A 19,579-nucleotide genomic window follows, 5' to 3' on the forward strand; every position below is an offset into this window, starting at 1 on the left:
ATGGTGGGAATGCCTGCCCAGGTCACTGAATGAACCGGTGACCCTGTAGGAGCTGGCTTGCCAGCGAAGGCGGTTTGTCATTCAACATTGTTGTTGCTGACCCACCGCATTCGCCGGCAAGCCGGCTCCTACAGAGGTCTGTGTTCAATTCGGGAGCTGTGCCAGGCCCCACCCTTTGTAACTACCGTGACCCGAGTCCTGACGATGAACACTGAATTCCGTAAAACGCTGCCCGGCAGCCACCTGGATTACTTCGACGTCCGCGCGGCGGTCGAGGCCATCCAGCCCGGCGCCTATGACACCCTGCCGTACACCTCCCGCGTGCTGGCGGAAAACCTGGTGCGTCGCTGCGACCCGGCCACGCTGACCGAATCCCTCAAGCAATTCATCGAACGCAAGCGCGACCTCGACTTCCCGTGGTTCCCGGCCCGTGTGGTGTGCCACGACATTCTCGGCCAGACCGCACTGGTCGACCTCGCCGGCCTGCGTGACGCCATCGCCCTGCAAGGCGGCGATCCAGCGCAAGTGAACCCGGTGGTACCGACGCAACTGATCGTCGACCACTCCCTGGCCGTCGAGCGCGGTGGTTTCGATCCGGAGGCGTTCGAGAAGAACCGCGCCATCGAAGACCGTCGCAACGAAGACCGTTTCCACTTCATCAACTGGACCAAGAAGGCGTTCAAGAACGTCGACGTGATCCCGCCAGGCAACGGCATCATGCACCAGATCAACCTGGAGAAAATGTCTCCGGTGATCCAGGTGCGTGACGGCGTAGCCTTCCCTGACACCTGCGTCGGCACCGACAGCCACACCCCGCACGTCGATGCGCTGGGCGTGATCGCCATCGGCGTTGGCGGCCTGGAAGCCGAAAGCGTGATGCTCGGCCGCGCCTCCTGGATGCGCCTGCCGGAAAGCGTTGGCGTTGAACTGACTGGCAAGCTGCAACCGGGCATCACCGCCACCGACATGGTGCTGGCGCTGACCGAGTTCCTGCGCAAGCAGAAAGTCGTGGGTGCATGGCTGGAGTTCTTCGGTGAAGGCGCCGCGGCGCTGACCCTGGGCGACCGCGCAACCATCTCCAACATGGCTCCGGAATACGGCGCCACCGCGGCGATGTTCTACATCGACCAGCAGACCATCGACTACCTCAAGCTCACCGGTCGTGAAGACGAGCAGGTGCAGTTGGTCGAGAACTACGCCAAGACCACTGGCCTGTGGGCTGACAGCCTCAAAGGCGCGCAATACGAGCGCGGCCTGACCTTTGACCTGTCTTCGGTAGTGCGCAACATGGCCGGCCCGAGCAACCCGCACGCCCGTGTCGCGGTATCGGACCTGGCTGCCAAAGGCATCTCCGGTCAGTGGGACGATGTGCCGGGGCAAATGCCGGACGGCGCGGTGATCATCGCCGCCATCACCAGCTGCACCAACACCAGCAACCCGCGCAACGTGATCGCCGCCGGCCTGCTGGCACGCAACGCCAACAAGCTCGGCCTGACCCGCAAGCCTTGGGTCAAGTCGTCCCTGGCACCGGGCTCGAAAACCGTCGCCCTGTACCTCGACGAAGCCGGCCTGACCGATGAGCTGGAACAGCTCGGTTTCGGCGTCGTGGCCTTCGCCTGCACCACCTGCAACGGCATGTCCGGTGCGCTGGACCCAGTGATCCAGCAAGAGATCATCGACCGTGACCTGTACGCCACGGCTGTGTTGTCCGGCAACCGTAACTTCGACGGCCGGATCCACCCGTACGCCAAGCAGGCTTTCCTCGCTTCGCCGCCGCTGGTCGTCGCTTACGCGATCGCCGGTACCATCCGTTTCGATATCGAGAAGGATGTGCTGGGCGTCGTCGACGGCAAGGAAATCCGCCTGAAAGACATCTGGCCGAGCGACGAAGAAATCGACGCCGTAGTGAAAGCCTCGGTGAAGCCGGAGCAGTTCCGCCAGGTCTACATCCCGATGTTCGCCATTCACGAAGACACCGGCCCGAAAGTCGCGCCGCTGTACGACTGGCGCGAGATGAGCACCTACATCCGCCGTCCGCCGTACTGGGAAGGCGCACTGGCCGGCGCGCGTCCGCTCAAGGGCATGCGCCCGCTGGCGGTACTGCCGGACAACATCACCACCGACCACCTGTCGCCATCCAACGCGATCATGCTCGACAGCGCCGCCGGCGAATACCTGGCAAAAATGGGCCTGCCGGAGGAGGACTTCAACTCCTACGCGACTCACCGCGGTGACCACCTGACCGCGCAGCGCGCAACCTTCGCCAACCCGAAACTGTTCAACGAAATGGTTCTGGAAAACGGCAAGGTCAAGCAGGGCTCCCTCGCTCGCGTCGAGCCGGAAGGCAAAGTGATGCGCATGTGGGAAGCCATCGAGACCTACATGGATCGCAAGCAGCCGCTGATCATCATCGCCGGCGCCGACTACGGTCAGGGTTCGTCCCGCGACTGGGCAGCGAAGGGCGTACGTCTGGCCGGTGTCGAAGCGATTGCCGCCGAAGGTTTCGAGCGTATCCACCGCACCAACCTGGTGGGCATGGGCGTGTTGCCGCTGGAGTTCAAGCCGGGCACCAACCGTCACACCCTGGCCATCGACGGCAGCGAAACCTACGACGTGATCGGCGACCGCACCCCGCGTGCCGAGCTGACGCTGGTGATCCATCGCAAGAACGGCGAGCGCGTCGATGTGCCGGTGACCTGCCGCCTCGACACCGCTGAAGAAGTGTCGATCTACGAGGCTGGCGGCGTGTTGCAACGCTTCGCCCAGGACTTCCTCGAAGAATCGGCGGTAGCCGTCTAACACACGCAGCACAGACACGGGACCTTGAGTCCCGTGTCTGCTTTCAGATCAGGAGTAACGAGCACCATGGCTCACGCAGCTCAGATTAAAATTCCAGCCACCTACATGCGTGGCGGCACCAGCAAAGGCGTGTTCTTCAGCCTGAAGGACTTGCCCGAGGCCGCACAGGTTCCAGGCCCGGCCCGCGATGCCTTGTTGCTGCGCGTGATCGGCAGCCCCGATCCGTACGACAAGCAGATCGACGGCATGGGCGGCGCGACGTCCAGCACCAGCAAGACCGTGATCCTGTCGAAAAGCATCAAGGCCGATCACGACGTCGATTACCTGTTCGGTCAGGTGTCGATCGACAAGCCGTTCGTCGACTGGAGCGGCAACTGCGGCAACCTGACCGCGGCGGTCGGTTCGTTCGCCATCAGCAACGGCCTGGTGGACGCCAGCCGCATCCCGCACAACGGCATTGCCGTGGTGCGCGTGTGGCAGGCCAACATCGGCAAGACCATCATCGCCCACGTGCCGATCACCAACGGCGAAGTGCAGGAAACCGGCGATTTCGAACTCGACGGCGTGACCTTTCCGGCGGCGGAAGTGCAGGTCGAATTCCTCGACCCGGCAGCGGAAGAAGAGGGCGGTGGCGGTTCGATGTTCCCTACCGGCAACCTGGTCGATGACCTGGAAGTGCCGGGCGTCGGGACCTTCAAGGCAACCATGATCAACGCCGGTATCCCGACCATCTTCGTCAATGCCGAAGACATCGGCTACAAGGGCACCGAATTGCAAGGCGCGATCAACGGCGATCCGAAAGCGTTGCTGATGTTCGAAACCATCCGTGCCTACGGGGCACTGCGCATGGGCCTGATATCCAACGTCGACGAAGCAGCCAAGCGCCAGCACACGCCGAAAGTGGCATTCGTGGCCAAGCCGGCGGAGTACGTGTCGTCCAGCGGCAAGACGGTTGCGGCGGGGGATGTCGACCTGCTGGTACGCGCACTGTCCATGGGCAAGCTGCACCACGCGATGATGGGCACGGCGGCAGTGGCGATCGGCACGGCAGCAGCGATTTCCGGCACCCTGGTCAACCTCGCGGCGGGCGGCGTCGAACGCAACGCGGTGCGCTTCGGTCATCCGTCGGGCACCTTGCGCGTCGGCGCCGAAGCCAGCCAGGTCAACGGCGAATGGACCGTGAACAAGGCCATCATGAGCCGCAGTGCACGGGTGTTGATGGAAGGTTACGTCCGCGTGCCGGGCGATTCGTTCTAACGACGCACCCCCTGTAGGAGCTGGCTTGCCAGCGAAGAGGCCGTCAAATTCAACATCATTGTTATCTGTGACACCGCTTTCGCTGGCAAGCCAGCTCCTACAAGGTGAATCGAACATGAGCGCCAACGTTGACCTCAACAACCGCCCCGACTACGACCAGGTCCTGCAGGACATTGCCGATTACGTACTGAACTACAAGATCGACTCCCTGGAAGCCCTCGACACCGCCCGCAACTGCCTGATGGACACCCTCGGCTGCGGCCTGCTGGCCTTGCGTTTTCCCGAGTGCACCAAGCACCTGGGGCCTATGGTCGAAGGCACCGTCGTGCCGTTCGGCGCCCGCGTGCCCGGCACCAGTTACCGACTCGACCCGGTCAAGGCCGCGTGGGACATCGGCTGCATCGTGCGTTGGCTCGACTACAACGACACCTGGCTCGCCGCTGAATGGGGTCATCCGTCGGATAACCTCGGTGGCATCCTCGCCGTGGGTGACCATCTGTCGCAAAAGCGCCTGGCCAATGGCGAAGCGCCGCTGACCGTGCGCACGGTGCTTGAAGCGATGATCATGGCCCATGAGATCCAGGGCGTGATCGCGTTGGAAAACTCGTTCAACCGTGTCGGCCTCGATCACGTCATTCTGGTGAAAGTCGCTTCCACCGCCGTCACCGCCAAGCTCATGGGCGCCAACCGCGAGCAGTTGCTCTCGGCGTTGTCCCATGCGTTCGCTGACGGCCAGGCATTGCGAACTTATCGCCATGCACCGAATGCCGGCTCGCGAAAATCCTGGGCGGCGGGGGATGCCTCCAGCCGAGGTGTGCGCCTGGCGGACATCGCCATGCGTGGCGAGATGGGCATTCCAGGCGTGTTGAGTGCCAAACAATGGGGTTTTTACGACGTGCTGTTCAGTCACACCAACAACGACCTGGCACTCAAGCCGCAAGACCAGCGTGGTTTCAGCTTCTCGCGGCCATACGGCAGTCATGTGATGGAAAACGTGCTGTTCAAGATCAGTTTTCCCGCCGAGTTCCACGCACAGACGGCCTGTGAGGCCGCTGTGACCCTGCACCCGCTAGTGCGCAATCGCCTGCATGAAATCGACAGGATCGTCATCACCACCCAACAATCGGCGATCCGCATCATTTCCAAGGTCGGCCCGCTGGCCAATGCTGCTGACCGCGATCACTGCATCCAGTACATGACCGCGGTGCCACTGGCGTTCGGCAACCTGGTCGCCGAGTACTACGAAGATGATTTTCACCAGGCGCATCCGATCATCGATGTGCTGCGCGAAAAGATGGTCATTGTCGAAGATCCGCGCTTCACCCGCGAATACCTGGAGGCCGACAAGCGCTCGATCGCCAATGCCGTCCAGGTGTTTTTCAAGGATGGGTCCAGCACCGAGAACGTGGTGGTGGAGTATCCGATCGGTCATCGTCGGCGGCGTGCCGAGGGCATTCCATTGTTGGAGGACAAGTTCAGGGCGAACCTGCTGACACGATTCACCGGGCAGCGCAGCGAGGAGATTTTTGCGTTGTGCAAGGATCAGCAGAGGCTTGAGGCGACACCGGTTAACCGGTTTGTAGACTTGTTTGTTATCTAGGAGACCGCGTCATCGTTCAATCGCCAGCAGGCTGGCTCCCACAATTGATCTGTGTTCACCGCAGATCAACTGTGGGAGCCAGCCTGCTGGCGATGAGGCCAGAACAGGCAAAAGAGAACTACTTGAAGCGCCGCTCCACACCTTTCTCCACAAGAATCTTCGCGGAGATCTCTTCCACGGAAAAATGCGTGGAGTTGATGTTCGGAATGTTCTCGCGGCGGAACAGGTTTTCCACCTCGCGCACTTCGAATTCGCACTGGGCGTAGCTCGAATAGCGGCTGTTGGGCTTGCGCTCGTTGCGGATCGCGGTGAGGCGGTCCGGGTCGATGGTCAGGCCAAACAGCTTGTGCTGGTGGGCACGCAGGGCGCTGGGCAGTTGCAGGCGCTCCATGTCGTCTTCGGTCAGCGGGTAGTTGGCCGCGCGGATACCGAATTGCATGGCCATGTACAGGCAGGTCGGGGTCTTGCCGCAGCGCGATACGCCGACCAGGATCAGGTCGGCCTTGTCGTAGTAATGCGTGCGGGCACCGTCGTCGTTGTCGAGGGCGAAGTTCACCGCCTCGATACGCTCCATGTAATTGGTGTTGGCACCGATAGAGTGGGATTTGCCCACGGTATAGGAAGAATGCTCGGTCAGTTCCTGTTCAAGGGGCGCCAGGAAGGTCGAGAAAATGTCGATCATGAAACCATTGGAAGTCGCGAGGATCTCACGAATGTCCTGATTGACGATGGTATCGAAGATAATCGGACGGAAGCCGTCGGTTTCGGCGGCTTTGTTGATTTGTTGTACCATGGCCCGCGCTTTGTCCACGTTGTCGATGTACGGCCGCGTGACTTTGCTGAAGGTAATGTTTTCGAACTGCGCCAAAAGGCTTTGGCCGAGGGTTTCGGCGGTAATGCCCGTGCCATCGGAGATAAAGAAAGCAGATCGTTTCATTTGCACCTTGGGCCTTAAGCTAGTGACGAATCTTGGATATGATAGGCGCGATTTGCCGGCCGCCAATGGCCCGCATTCTCACTTATTTTCCAGGTCCAGGCCATACAACTGGCAAACGCTCCTTTGAGCCGCCGGTTTCTGAGCTTTTCCAACACAGTTAGTGGAGAGATCACCTTGGTAGAGTACGTAGTTTCCCTCGACAAGCTCGGCAAAGACGACGTTGAGCACGTGGGGGGCAAGAACGCATCCCTGGGCGAGATGATCAGCAATCTTGCGGGTGCCGGTGTATCGGTGCCCGGTGGCTTCGCCACGACCGCTCAGGCATATCGTGATTTCCTCGAACTGAGCGGCCTGAACGATCAGATCCATGCCGCCCTCGACGCCCTGGACGTCGACGATGTCAATGCCTTGGCCAAGACCGGTGCCCAGATCCGCCAATGGATCATGGAAGCCGAGTTCCCGGAAAAACTGAATGCCGAAATCCGCACCGCGTTCGCCACGCTGTCTGCCGGCAACCCTGACATGGCCGTGGCCGTGCGCTCTTCCGCTACCGCCGAAGACCTGCCGGATGCTTCCTTCGCCGGCCAGCAGGAAACCTTCCTGAACATCCGTGGCGTCGAAAACGTCATTCGCGCCGCCAAAGAGGTGTTCGCTTCCCTGTTCAACGACCGCGCCATTTCCTACCGCGTGCACCAGGGCTTCGACCACAAGCTGGTCGCCCTGTCGGCCGGTGTGCAGCGCATGGTCCGCTCCGAAACCGGCACTGCCGGCGTGATGTTCACCCTCGACACCGAGTCGGGTTTCCGTGACGTGGTGTTCATCACCGGCGCCTACGGCCTGGGTGAAACCGTCGTACAAGGCGCGGTGAACCCGGATGAGTTCTACGTCCACAAAGGCACGCTGGCCGCCGGTCGCCCTGCGATCCTGCGCCGCAACCTGGGCAGCAAAGCCATCAAGATGATCTACGGCGACGAAGCCAAGGCCGGTCGTTCGGTCAAGACCGTCGACGTCGACAAGGCCGAACGCGCGCGTTTCTGCCTGACCGATGCCGAAGTCAGCGAGTTGGCCAAGCAGGCGATGATCATCGAGAAGCACTACAAGTGCCCGATGGACATCGAATGGGCCAAGGACGGTGACGACGGCAAGCTGTACATCGTGCAGGCCCGTCCGGAAACCGTGAAGAGCCGCACCCAGGCCAACGTCATGGAACGTTACCTGTTGAAAGAGACCGGCACCGTGCTGGTCGAAGGCCGTGCCATTGGCCAGCGCATCGGCGCCGGCAAGGTCCGCATCATCAAGGACGTGTCCGAGATGGACAAGGTCCAGCCAGGCGACGTACTGGTGTCCGACATGACCGACCCGGACTGGGAACCGGTCATGAAGCGCGCCAGCGCCATCGTCACCAACCGTGGCGGCCGTACCTGCCACGCGGCGATCATCGCCCGTGAGCTGGGCATCCCGGCCGTGGTCGGTTGCGGCAACGCCACCCAGCTGTTGAAAGACGGCCAGGGCGTGACCGTTTCCTGCGCTGAAGGCGACACAGGTTTCATCTTCGAAGGCGAACTGGGCTTCGACATCAAGAAGAACTCCGTGGACGCCATGCCGGACCTGCCGTTCAAGATCATGATGAACGTCGGCAACCCGGACCGCGCCTTCGACTTCGCCCAGCTGCCGAACGCCGGCGTGGGCCTGGCCCGCCTGGAATTCATCATCAACCGCATGATTGGTGTGCACCCCAAAGCGCTGTTGAACTACGACGGTCTGCCGCAGGACATCAAGGAAAGCGTCGACAAGCGCATCGCCGGTTACAACGATCCGGTCGACTTCTACGTCGACAAGCTGGTCGAAGGCATCAGCACCCTGGCTGCAGCGTTCACGCCGAAAAAGGTCATCGTGCGCCTGTCGGACTTCAAGTCCAACGAATACGCCAACCTGATCGGCGGCAAGCTCTACGAGCCGGAAGAAGAAAACCCGATGCTGGGCTTCCGCGGCGCTTCGCGTTACATCAGCGAATCGTTCCGTGACTGCTTCGAACTCGAGTGCCGTGCCCTCAAGCGCGTGCGCAACGAGATGGGCCTGACCAACGTCGAAATCATGGTGCCGTTCGTCCGTACCCTGGGCGAAGCCAGCCAGGTGATCGATCTGCTGGCTGAAAACGGCCTGGCCCGTGGCGACAACGGTCTGCGCATCATCATGATGTGCGAACTGCCGTCCAACGCGATCCTGGCGGAAGAGTTCCTCGAGTTCTTCGACGGCTTCTCCATCGGCTCCAACGACCTGACCCAGCTGACCCTCGGCCTGGACCGTGACTCCGGGATCATCGCGCACCTGTTCGACGAGCGTAACCCGGCGGTGAAGAAGCTGCTGGCCAACGCCATTGCCGCCTGCAACAAGGCTGGCAAGTACATCGGCATCTGCGGCCAGGGTCCTTCGGACCACCCGGACCTGGCCAAGTGGCTGATGGAGCAGGGCATCGAAAGCGTTTCGTTGAACCCCGATTCCGTTCTGGAAACCTGGTTCTTCCTGGCTGAGGGTCAGGCGCAGGCCTGATCCGGTGTGAACGGGCCGCTCTCTCTCTCTGTAGGAGCGAGCTCGCTCGCGATGGACGTCAACGATGACGCGTTTATCCTGGATAAACGTGGTGTCCTGAAGTTCTTCGCGAGCAAGCTCGCTCCTACAGGGGGGGCGGTCTGTTTTGAGATTTCAAGTAGGGCGGGCTCCTCCGGATGCCGCCCTTTTTTGTGCAAGAGATTATGCAAAGCAGCAGCAACCTGTTTCCTGTCGCCCTGATCAGCGCCGAGCGGCGCGGCGATCTGAGCGAAGATGTCTACCGGCTGAAACCCGGTAACAGCCCCGACGGCACCGTAGAGCTGGCGGTGACGCGCCTCGGCATGGCTGATGAACCGGCGTCCCGTGGCGTGCCGGTGATCCTGTTACACGGCAGTTTTTCCAATCGACGTTTCTGGTTCTCCCACAAGGGGCTGGGCCTGGGTGCCTATCTGACGCGCCTGGGGTTCGATGTCTGGATCGCGGAAATGCGCGGTCACGGGCTGTCCCAGCGCAACCAGAACTATCGCAAGAACCGTGTTGCCGACTACGCGCGATACGATCTGCCCGCCATTGGCGCCTTCGTGCGCGAGCAGAGCGGCCAGGTCCCGCACTGGATCGGCCATTCGCTGGGCGGCATTACCCTGGCGGCCGCGCTGGGGGGTGAATACATTGGCGAACCCGTGGTCGCTTCCGCGGCGTTTTTTGGCACGCAAGTCAGCCGCACCTACTGGCCGCTGAAGATTCCACCGGTGGAATGGAGCGGTCGTTTCATCCTCAAGCGCTTTGCCCAGCTGTCCGGTTCACGGCTCAAGCGTGGCCCGGAGGACGAGCCGATCGGCCTGGCCCTGGAAAGCATGCGCTGGTACGGTCTGTTCGGGCGCTTTGGCGACGCCGACAAGGACTGGTGGGCGGGGCTGGCCGAGGTCAAGGTGCCGGTGCTGGCGGTGAGTGCCGCCGGCGATCATCAGGACCCGGCCTGGGCGTGTCGCAAGTTGTTTGATCAGTTGGGTTCCGAGCACAAGCAATTTATCAACCTGGGACGCGAGCAGGGTTTTGCCGATAATTTCGGTCATGTGGAAATGTTGGTCAGCAAGGCCGCCCAGGCTGAAGTCTGGCCCCTGGTAGCGCGCTGGTTGACGGATCAGCACAGGCCATTGCTCGGTGATCAAGCGGATTTGGCCGCGGCGATCTAAGCTGGACGCTCTATCAAGGGCATTTCGCTCTGGTCGGCATGCGGCTAAGATATGACGCATTGAGCTGTTCCGGTCATTTTCGGTGACTGAATCAGTAGTGATGTTCGTGCTTTCTTCCTCTTTACAGGAGTTTCTCGATGAACCATTACCTCACGCCTGACCTGTGCGACGCCTATCCGGAGCTGGTGCAGGTGTTGGAACCGATGTTCAGCAATTTCGGTGGCCGGGATTCCTTCGGCGGCGAGATCGTGACCATCAAGTGCTTCGAAGACAACTCGCTGGTCAAGGAACAAGCCGAACTCAAGGGTAATGGCAAGGTGCTGGTAGTCGATGGTGGTGGCTCCCTGCGCCGTGCATTGCTGGGCGACATGATCGCCGAGAAAGCCGCGAAAAACGGCTGGGAAGGGCTGGTGATCTACGGTTGCATCCGCGATGTCGACGTCATCGCGCAAACCGACCTGGGGGTCCAGGCATTGGCCAGCCACCCGATGAAGACCGACAAGCGCGGCATTGGCGACCTGAACGTTGCCGTGACCTTCGCCGGCGTGACCTTCCATCCTGGCCACTACATCTATGCGGACAACAACGGCGTGATCGTCTCGCCCAGCCCGCTGAAGATGCCTGAGTAATTTTTTGAGCCAAGGAATGCGGATGTTCGAGGAAGAAAACGCGCAGTGGGGGCTGGTACATGCCCTGGTGCTGGACGGTAAAGGCGGTGCGCGTTCGATAGCCCGGACAGAACTCGACGAATTGCAGCTGCAGGCTCACGAAAGCCTGTGGCTGCACTGGGATCGCAGTCACCCGCAGACCCAGACCTGGCTGCGCAAGTCCAGTGGCCTGAGTGAGTTCAGCTGCGACCTCTTGCTGGAAGAAAACACCCGCCCGCGCCTTCTCGCGCTTTCGGACAGCGAACTGCTGCTGTTTTTACGCGGGGTCAACCTCAATCCGGGGGCCGAGCCTGAAGACATGGTGTCGGTGCGGATCTTCGCCTCCGCCCAGCGGGTGATTTCCCTGCGCTTGCGTCCGTTGCGCGCCACCGAAGAACTGCTGGTGCAGCTGGAGGAGGGCAAGGGGCCGAAAACCGCCTCCGAACTCATTCTCTACATGGCCCAGTACCTCACCAACAAGGTGCAGGACCTGGTCAGTTGCCTCTCGGAAGTGGTCGATGAGGAAGAAGAAAAGCTGGATTCCGACGAACGGTACACGCCCGAGCACGGCGCCGTTTTACAGATCCGTCGCCGGGCCGCTGCGTTGAAGCGCTTTCTCGCTCCGCAACGGGACATTTTTGGTCAACTGACGCGGATCAAGCTGCCCTGGTTCGTCGAGGACGACGGCGATTACTGGAACGAATTGAACAACAGCCTGACCCGCTATCTGGAAGAGCTTGAATTGACGCGGGAGCGGGTGGGGCTGGTCCTGGAGGCTGAAGACCGACGATTGAGCGTGCGCATGAATCGCACGATGTATCGCTTCGGCATCATCACCGGGATATTTTTGCCGATGAGTTTTCTGACCGGTCTTCTGGGGATCAACGTCGGAGGCATTCCATTTTCGGAGAGCCCCTATGGCTTCCTCGTCGCCTGCCTGCTGATGATCTCGGTGGCGCTTGGGCAGTGGTGGTTATTCCGACGTTTGCGCTGGGTTTGAAAATGCGCCATGTGACCCGGGCAAATTTGACCGCGTCTTTCACAGACATCACGAGAGGTGCGTATGCACGATCCGTTTGAACAGTCTTTGCGTGACATGCTCAATGCATCACCGTCTACCCGGGACGACGATGCGTGCCTGGGACGTGTCCTGAAAACCGCCAATCGCCAGGTTGGCGCCGGTGATTTGTTCAGCCTGCTGGGCCGCTGGCTGCCCGCCTTGATGATCGCTCTCAATAACGGCTCGGCCCATGTCACGCCGGTCTCCCGACTTCGTAAACCTACCGCTCGCACTGCTGATAAGGCTGATTGAATATGGAACTTGATCTCTGGACACAGAGCCTCGTCACTGCAATGACTGCGTTATGGACCAAGGTCGCGAACTTCATTCCGAACCTGTTTGGCGCACTGGTTGTGCTCCTGCTAGGGTTTGTCGTGGCCAAGCTGCTGGACACCCTGCTGTCCAAATTGCTCGCCAAACTGGGTCTGGATCGCCTGATGGGCGGTACCGGTTTGACCAAGTTGATGTCCCGCGCCGGGCTTCAAGTCCCCATCTCGACGCTGATCGGCAAAATCGTCTATTGGTTCGTTCTGCTTATTTTTCTGGTTTCTGCCGCAGAATCCCTTGGACTTGAGAGAGTTTCAGCTACGCTGGATATGCTTGCGTTGTATTTGCCGAAAGTATTCGGCGCGGCGCTGGTGCTGCTGGTGGGTGTCTTGCTGGCGCAACTGGCCAATGGCCTGGTGCGCGGTGCGGCAGAAGGCGTAGGACTGGACTACGCTTCCGGACTTGGGAGAATTGCCCAGGGCCTGGTGATCATCATCAGTATCTCGGTCGCGATCAGTCAGTTGGAGGTCAAGACTGACCTGCTCAACCACGTGATCGTGATCGTATTGATAACCGTTGGTCTGGCGGTTGCGCTGGCCATGGGGCTGGGAAGCCGGGAAATTGCCGGTCAGATTCTTGCGGGAATCTATGTGCGTGAGTTGTACCAGGTTGGGCAACAAGTGCGAGTTGGAGAGGTCGAAGGGCAGATCGAAGAGATCGGCACGGTTAAAACCACATTGCTGACCGATGAGGGTGAGCTAGTCTCTCTTTCCAATCGGATCCTCCTCGAGCAGCATGTGAGTAGCCGCTAACCCGGCAAACCCTGCTAATGTATGCCGCCGTAAAATGCCGCCTGATGCTGGCTGCGGCGGACATTGACCTGACTGTCGGCACGACTTGTTTTGAATAAAGCCCAATCGCTATCCATGCGCTACGACCCCCGCGAGCTCTCTGATGAGGAGTTGGTCGCGCGCTCGCATACCGAGCTGTTTCACGTGACGCGCGCTTATGAAGAACTGATGCGGCGTTACCAACGAACATTATTTAACGTCTGTGCAAGGTATCTCGGGAACGATCGCGACGCTGATGATGTCTGTCAGGAGGTCATGTTGAAGGTGCTGTATGGCCTGAAGAACTTCGAGGGCAAATCGAAGTTCAAGACATGGCTATATAGCATCACGTACAACGAGTGCATTACGCAGTATCGAAAGGAAAGGCGAAAGCGTCGATTGATGGACGCATTGAGTCTTGACCCCCTCGAGGAAGCGTCCGAAGAAAAGGCGCCGAAACCCGAGGAGAAGGGTGGACTTGATCGTTGGTTAGTGTATGTGAACCCGATTGACCGCGAAATTTTGGTGCTACGATTTGTCGCAGAGCTGGAGTTTCAGGAGATCGCAGACATCATGCACATGGGCTTGAGCGCAACAAAAATGCGGTACAAACGCGCTCTAGATAAATTGCGTGAGAAATTTGCAGGCATTGCTGAAACTTAGTTCAGCGCAAATATCTCTTACGTGTAGGCAAGTTCTGATAGACTTGCTGCCGAGTTGTCCCCCGGTTTGCGGGACTGCTTCACAATCACCAGATGGGGATTTAACGGATGAAACTGAAAAACACCTTGGGCTTGGCCATTGGTTCTCTTATTGCCGCCACTTCGTTCGGCGCTCTGGCACAGGGCCAAGGCGCAGTTGAAATCGAAGGCTACGCAAAGAAGCAGTATTTCGATAGCGACCGTAACTTCAAGAACGACGGTATCCTGCCGGGCGGTTCGATCGGTTACTTCCTGACTGACGACGTTGAACTGCGTCTGTCCTACGACGAAGTCCACAACGCCGTTACCGATGATGGCCAGAACGTGAAGGGCTCGAACGCAGCTCTGGACGGCCTGTACCACTTCAACAACCCAGGCGACATGGTTCGTCCGTACCTCTCCGGCGGTTTCTCCCACCAGAGCATCGACCAGAACGGTTCGGGCGGTCGTAACCACTCCACCTTCGCCAACGTTGGCGGCGGTGCCAAGCTGTACTTCACCGAGAACTTCTACGCCCGTGCTGGCGTTGAAGCTCAATACAACATCGACCAGGGCAACACCGAGTGGGCTCCTAGCGTCGGTATCGGTGTGAACTTCGGTGGCGGCTCCAAACCAGCTCCTGCTCCAGTTCCAGCTCCAGAAGTTTGCTCCGACAGCGACAACGATGGCGTTTGCGACAACGTTGACAAGTGCCCGGACACCCCAGCCAACGTAACTGTTGACGCTGACGGCTGCCCAGCAGTTGCTGAAGTTGTTCGTGTTGAGCTGGACGTGAAATTCGACTTCGACAAGTCGGTAGTCAAGCCTAACAGCTACGGCGACATCAAGAACCTGGCTGACTTCATGAAGCAGTACCCATCCACCAGCACCACTGTTGAAGGTCACACTGACTCCGTCGGTCCTGACGCTTACAACCAGAAACTGTCCGAGCGTCGTGCAAACGCCGTTAAGCAGGTTCTGACCAACCAGTACGGTGTTGAATCGTCCCGCGTTCAGTCTGTTGGCTACGGCGAATCCCGCCCAGTTGCTGACAACGCTACTGACGCTGGCCGTGCTGTAAACCGTCGCGTAGAAGCGCAGGTTGAAGCTCAAGCTAAGTAATTAGCTCGCAGCTACGAGAAAAGCCCGGCTCAGGCCGGGCTTTTCTTTGTCTGCGATTTGAGGATTTGTGTGGTGTGAAAAGATCGCAGCCTGCGGCAGCTCCTACACAAACTCTGCGTTCAACCTGTAGGAGCTGCCGAAGGCTGCGATCTTTAGATTTTCCTCGCGGGCCGCGACAGCGCCGATTACCAGAATGGCCGGGCTTTTCAACTCAAAGGCGTAGGCATCTTCCTCCATGCCTGTCAGATCACTCCTGCATTCCCGCTGATGGGGCAATGAAGCGTTTTCGATCATCGCCACCGGCGTGTCCGCCGCCATCCCGCCGGCCAACAGCTGCTCGCGGATTTCGCTGAGTTTGGCCACACCCATGTAGATCACCAGGGTCGTACCGCCCTGGGCCAGTGCCTGCCAGTTCAGGCTGCTGCCGTCCTGGGTATGGGCGGTAACCAGTGTCACACCGCGCGCCACACCGCGCAGGGTCAGTGGGATATCGCATTGCGTAGCGCCTGCGAGCCCAGCTGTGATGCCATTGACCAGTTCGACCTCGACTCCGCGCTCGCGCAGCCACTGGGCTTCTTCGCCACCACGCCCGAAGATGCACGGGTCACCCCCCTTGAGTCGTACCACGCATTTGCCCTGCCGGGCGTAACGCAGCATCAGGCGATGAATGAACGCTTGCGGCGTGGAGCGGCAACCACCGCGTTTGCCCACGGCCACGATCCGTGCCTCAGGGCAGTGTTCGAGAATCGCGCCATTGACCAGGTCATCGATCAGCACCACATCCGCTTCCTTCAATGCGCGCACCGCCTTGAGGGTCAGCAGTTCAGGATCACCGGGTCCCGCGCCCACCAGCCAGACTTTTGCGTTCATAGGGTTTTTCCTCACGAAATGACGATGATCGGTTTAAAAGGCAAGACAGGCTCAGCCATGGAACACCAGGAACAGCAGCGCCAGGTTCGCCACCAGCGACAGCAGGGCCAATGTGCGCCACACCTTCAGCGGTTCGCGCTCCAGCAAAGGCCTGGGCCGTATGCTTAAGCTGTTTCGCTCCCCCTGTTCCAACAGCCGCAACCATTCCTCTGCCGTTTCAAAGCGCTGGGCCGGGTCTGCGGCCACCGCGCGTTCCAGGCTTTGCGCCAGCCAATCCGGCAGGTCGGGGCGGTAGCGACTGGCACTGACCGGCACGCCGAACCGGGGGCGTTGAAAGGCTTCTATCTCACCGTAGGGATACTGCCCGGTGAGCAAAAAATACAAAGTCACCCCCACCGCATACAGGTCCTGTTGCGGCGTGGGTGCGTCACCGCGGAAGGCTTCCGGGGCGATATAGCTGGGGGTTCCCGGCAGGGCGCTGGGTTGATCCTCAGACAGGCCGGGGCAGTAGGCGAGGCCGAAATCCAACAGGCGCAGCTCGCCGTCGTCCCCTGACAGCAGGTTCTGCGGCTTGATATCGCGATGCAGGATCTGCCGTCGATGCAGCAGGCCGACCGCTCGCAGCAGGCGTTCCGCCACATCCTGCCACTGCGCCAGGGGCAAGGGCCCGATCTGCTCCTGCAGTTGCGCCAGGGTCGAGCCCGGATACTCGCGCATCACGTAGTACAGATGCTGACGCTGGCTGGCCGCATGCACTTCAGGAAAGTGCCGCCCGGCCACGCGCTTGAGGAACCACTCTTCGGACAGCAGCGCTTGTCCGGCCTGATGATCGTCGTGCAAGCGCGCGGGCAGTGTTTTCAGCAACCAGGATTGCTGTTGGCTGTCGCGTACCCGATAAAGCAACGATTGCTGGCTCTGGCCGAGAATCCCTTCAATCTGCCAGCCTTCGAAAACCTGCCCCGGTTTCAGTGTCGGCGGCAGCGGCCATTGCTGCAGATGGATCAAGGCATCGCCGATACTCGCTTCACCCAGGGCATCGACGCGCACCAGCAAGGCGCTGGCGTTGTCCTGGCTGCCCGCCAGGTGTGCGGCGTTGACCAGGGTTTGCGCGGCGCTGTCGAGGTCCGGTTGATCGCGCAGGATCGCCGCAATGGCAGTGTCACCCAGGACCGCCCACACGCCGTCGCTGAGCAGCACGAAGCTTTCATCGGTGCGCAGCTCGCCATCGAGGAAATCCAGCACCAAGTGCTGATCCAGTCCCAGTGCGCGCTTGAGTACATGCTGCATGCCCGGTTGGTCCCAGACGTGATCTTCGCTGACCCGCTGCAACTGCCCGGCGTGCCAGCGATAGACTCGGCAATCGCCGACATGGGCCAGGGTAAAACGCCGGCCACGCAGGACCAGGGCGCTGACGGTGGTCAGCAGCGGTTGGCCTGCGCCGTTGGCCTGCAACCAGCGGTTTTGCGCCAGCAGCAAGCGATCCAGGGCCTGGGCAACCCCCCAGGTTTCCGGCGTGGCGTAGTAGTCCAGGGCCAGGGCCTGCAAGGTCGAGCGAGCCGCCAGGCCGCCATCGGCGCACTGGCTGACGCCGTCAGCGATGGCGAACAGGAAGCCCTTGCTGGCCGCCAGCGCCGGGGCCGGTGTGACCAGGCGCAAGGCATCCTGGTTCTCTTCGCGCGGGCCGATGGCGCTGGCTTGGGCGAAACTCAGTTGCAGGCTCATCGCGCTGTCAGACCCGTGCAGCCGTCACGGCGGCCGAACCCCAGGTGGTCCTCCAGCGACGTTTCACGCCGTGAAGGCCGAACCAGGCGAGCACCCCCAGGCTGGCGAACAACCACAAGGCCATCTGGTAGCTGCCGGTGCTCTGCTTGATCGCGCCCATGCCGGCTGCCAGGGCAAAGCCACCGATGCCGCCGGCCATGCCGATCAGCCCGGTCATGACGCCGATCTCGCGACGGAAACGCTGGGGCACCAACTGGAACACCGCGCCGTTGCCTGCACCCAAACCGAGCATGGTGCACACGAACAGGGCCAGTGCGGCATAGGAACTCGGCAAGTTGAATCCGACGGCCGCGATGCAGATGGCCGCGACGGTGTACATCGCGAGCAGGGTGCGAATGCCACCGAAGCGATCGGCCAGGGCGCCGCCCAGCGGCCGCATCAGGCTGCCGCCGAATACACAGGCTGCGGTGTAGTAACCGGCAGTGACCGGGCTCAGGCCGTATTGGTCGTTGAAGTAACCGGGCAGGGCGCTGGCCAGGCCGATGAAACCACCGAAGGTCACGCTGTAGAAAAACATGAACCACCAGCTGTCGCGGTCGCCCAAGGCCTTGAAGTAGTCGGCCATGGATTTGGCTTTTGGTCGCTCAGGCGCGTTTTTCGCCAGCCAGGCGAAGACGATCAGGGTCAGGATCAACGGAATCAGCGCAAAGCCGAACACGTTGCTCCAGCCAAAGGCCGCAGCCAGCACCGGTGCAATCAGCGCCGCCAGTACGGTGCCGGAGTTACCGGCCCCGGCGATGCCCATGGCCTTGCCCTGATGTTGCGGCGGGTACCACTGCGATGCCAAAGGCAGGGCGACGGCGAAGGACGCGCCGGCCATGCCGAGGAACAGCCCCAGCAGCAAGGCTTGCTCGTAGCTGTGGATGCCCAGTTTCCAGGCGCCGAACAGCGCACAGATGACGATCACCTGGCCGATCAGGCCGGCGGTCTTGGGTGACAGGCGATCAGCCAGCATGCCCATCGCAAAACGCAGTACCGCCCCGGCCAGAATCGGCGTGGCGACGACCATCCCGCGTTGCTGGGTGGTCAGGTGCAGGTCGCCGGCGATCTGTACGGCCAGCGGGCCGAGCAGGTACCAGACCATGAAGCTCAGGTCGAAATAGAGGAAGGCCGCGAACAGTGTCGGGGTGTGGCCGGATTTCCAGAAGCTTGAATTCATCGCGCACCTCAGCTGATAGGAGTCTCGAACGGGGGCCAAAACAAAAAAAACGCCGCCACCTGATTCGCCATGGGGCAAATGAGGTGAGCGACGTCTTTGTCGTAGGTGGGGCAACCGCCGTTGGTTACCTGTAGTGAATACCTAGCGAGATCTGTGCCAACCGAAAAGATCGCAGCCTGCGGCAGCTCCTACAATTGGAATGCGTACCCCTGTAGGAGCTGCCGAAGGCTGCGATCTTTTGCCGTTCAGCCAAGCAACTCACTCATGGCAATGATCTGCTCCGCCACCTGGATCAGCTTCTGCTGGCGGCTCATCGCCTGGCGACGCATCAGGGTGTAGGCCTCTTCTTCGTTGCAGTCCTTCATCTTCATCAGCAGCCCTTTGGCCAGCTCGATGCGCTTGCGCTCGGCCAGTTGCTGGTCGCGGGCGTGCAGTTGGGCGCGCAGGGCCTGGTCGCTTTCGAAGCGTGCCATGGCCACGTCGAGAATCGGTTGCAGGCGCTGTGCGTGAATGCCTTCGACGATGTAGGCACTGACCCCGGACTTGATCGCCTGGCGCATCACATCGGGGTCGTGTTCGTCGGTAAACATCACGATCGGCCGTGGCTGGTCGCGGCTGACCAGCACCACTTGCTCCATGACATCGCGGCTCGGTGACTCGGTATCGATCAGGATCACGTCCGGGCGCACCGTTTCGACGCGTTCGGGCAGGTCGATGGTCAGCCCGGATTCGTCGATGACCTCGAAACCGGCCTCGGTGAGGGCGGCTTTCAGGCGTCCGACTTTTTTCGCGGTGTCGTTGATCAGCAGGATACGCAACATGTTCG

Annotated in this window: 16 protein-coding genes; 11 read left to right on the top strand and 5 right to left on the bottom strand. The window is 60.7% G+C overall.

Annotated features, from left to right (window positions below; translation table 11 throughout):
- Nucleotides 1–204 precede the first annotated feature (204 nt).
- The 3 genes from acnD (at nucleotide 205) to prpD (ending at nucleotide 5,656) form a co-directional block, all read left to right on the top strand.
- Nucleotides 205–2,799 carry a Fe/S-dependent 2-methylisocitrate dehydratase AcnD gene (gene acnD / locus ACM6I6_RS24020; protein WP_274073172.1) on the top strand — a complete coding sequence of 865 codons (2,595 nt, stop codon included), beginning with the start codon at nucleotides 205–207 and terminating at the stop codon, nucleotides 2,797–2,799.
- Nucleotides 2,800–2,865: 66 nt separating this feature from the next.
- Nucleotides 2,866–4,056, top strand: a complete 1,191-nt coding sequence (prpF, locus tag ACM6I6_RS24025; protein ID WP_274073173.1) for a 2-methylaconitate cis-trans isomerase PrpF — start codon at nucleotides 2,866–2,868, stop codon at nucleotides 4,054–4,056.
- A 115-nt stretch (nucleotides 4,057–4,171) separates the two neighbouring features.
- Nucleotides 4,172–5,656: a 2-methylcitrate dehydratase gene (gene prpD, locus ACM6I6_RS24030; RefSeq protein WP_414920806.1), complete on the top strand. Its 1,485-nt coding sequence runs from the start codon at nucleotides 4,172–4,174 to the stop codon at nucleotides 5,654–5,656.
- Nucleotides 5,657–5,774: 118 nt separating this feature from the next.
- Here the strand turns inward: prpD and ACM6I6_RS24035 are convergent, their stop codons facing one another.
- Nucleotides 5,775–6,593: a pyruvate, water dikinase regulatory protein gene (locus ACM6I6_RS24035; RefSeq protein WP_008048584.1), complete on the bottom strand. Its 819-nt coding sequence runs from the start codon at nucleotides 6,591–6,593 to the stop codon at nucleotides 5,775–5,777.
- Nucleotides 6,594–6,767: 174 nt separating this feature from the next.
- Here ACM6I6_RS24035 and ppsA point away from each other — a divergent pair, with 174 nt between their 5' ends.
- From ppsA to ACM6I6_RS24075, 8 genes are all read left to right on the top strand, one after another.
- Nucleotides 6,768–9,143, top strand: coding sequence for a phosphoenolpyruvate synthase (gene ppsA, locus ACM6I6_RS24040; protein ID WP_274073175.1), 2,376 nt, complete (start codon nucleotides 6,768–6,770; stop codon nucleotides 9,141–9,143).
- Nucleotides 9,144–9,346: 203 nt separating this feature from the next.
- Nucleotides 9,347–10,336 (top strand): alpha/beta fold hydrolase, encoded by a 990-nt coding sequence (locus ACM6I6_RS24045; protein ID WP_414920807.1) that lies wholly within the window; start codon nucleotides 9,347–9,349, stop codon nucleotides 10,334–10,336.
- A gap of 137 nt (nucleotides 10,337–10,473) precedes the next feature.
- Nucleotides 10,474–10,965 carry a ribonuclease E activity regulator RraA gene (gene rraA, locus ACM6I6_RS24050; protein ID WP_008061717.1) on the top strand — a complete coding sequence of 164 codons (492 nt, stop codon included), beginning with the start codon at nucleotides 10,474–10,476 and terminating at the stop codon, nucleotides 10,963–10,965.
- A gap of 22 nt (nucleotides 10,966–10,987) precedes the next feature.
- A complete protein-coding gene (locus tag ACM6I6_RS24055; protein ID WP_274073177.1) occupies nucleotides 10,988–11,983 on the top strand; it encodes a zinc transporter ZntB in 996 nt (331 codons plus the stop codon).
- A 63-nt stretch (nucleotides 11,984–12,046) separates the two neighbouring features.
- Entirely contained in the window at nucleotides 12,047–12,295 is a 249-nt protein-coding gene (locus tag ACM6I6_RS24060) for a CrfX protein (RefSeq protein ID WP_274073178.1), read from the top strand.
- A 2-nt stretch (nucleotides 12,296–12,297) separates the two neighbouring features.
- Nucleotides 12,298–13,122: a mechanosensitive ion channel family protein gene (locus ACM6I6_RS24065; RefSeq protein ID WP_007916401.1), complete on the top strand. Its 825-nt coding sequence runs from the start codon at nucleotides 12,298–12,300 to the stop codon at nucleotides 13,120–13,122.
- 90 nt (nucleotides 13,123–13,212) lie between these two features.
- Nucleotides 13,213–13,803 (top strand): RNA polymerase sigma factor SigX, encoded by a 591-nt coding sequence (gene sigX, locus ACM6I6_RS24070; RefSeq protein ID WP_075949123.1) that lies wholly within the window; start codon nucleotides 13,213–13,215, stop codon nucleotides 13,801–13,803.
- Nucleotides 13,804–13,910: 107 nt separating this feature from the next.
- Nucleotides 13,911–14,942: an OmpA family protein gene (locus tag ACM6I6_RS24075; protein WP_323607088.1), complete on the top strand. Its 1,032-nt coding sequence runs from the start codon at nucleotides 13,911–13,913 to the stop codon at nucleotides 14,940–14,942.
- A 102-nt stretch (nucleotides 14,943–15,044) separates the two neighbouring features.
- Here the strand turns inward: ACM6I6_RS24075 and cobA are convergent, their stop codons facing one another.
- The 4 genes from cobA to ACM6I6_RS24095 form a co-directional block, all read right to left on the bottom strand.
- Nucleotides 15,045–15,812, bottom strand: coding sequence for a uroporphyrinogen-III C-methyltransferase (gene cobA, locus ACM6I6_RS24080; RefSeq protein WP_274073180.1), 768 nt, complete (start codon nucleotides 15,810–15,812; stop codon nucleotides 15,045–15,047).
- A gap of 51 nt (nucleotides 15,813–15,863) precedes the next feature.
- Entirely contained in the window at nucleotides 15,864–17,534 is a 1,671-nt protein-coding gene (locus tag ACM6I6_RS24085; RefSeq protein ID WP_414920808.1) for a protein kinase domain-containing protein, read from the bottom strand.
- 7 nt (nucleotides 17,535–17,541) lie between these two features.
- On the bottom strand, nucleotides 17,542–18,753 hold the full coding sequence (locus ACM6I6_RS24090) for a nitrate/nitrite transporter (RefSeq protein ID WP_274073182.1): 1,212 nt from the start codon (nucleotides 18,751–18,753) through the stop codon (nucleotides 17,542–17,544).
- A 245-nt stretch (nucleotides 18,754–18,998) separates the two neighbouring features.
- Nucleotides 18,999–19,574 carry an ANTAR domain-containing response regulator gene (locus ACM6I6_RS24095; RefSeq protein ID WP_008056396.1) on the bottom strand — a complete coding sequence of 192 codons (576 nt, stop codon included), beginning with the start codon at nucleotides 19,572–19,574 and terminating at the stop codon, nucleotides 18,999–19,001.
- Nucleotides 19,575–19,579 lie beyond the last annotated feature (5 nt).

The sequence above is a fragment of the Pseudomonas sp. IT-P218 genome (assembly GCF_949767605.1).
GTDB classification, from domain to species: Bacteria; Pseudomonadota; Gammaproteobacteria; order Pseudomonadales; family Pseudomonadaceae; genus Aquipseudomonas; species Aquipseudomonas putida_AE.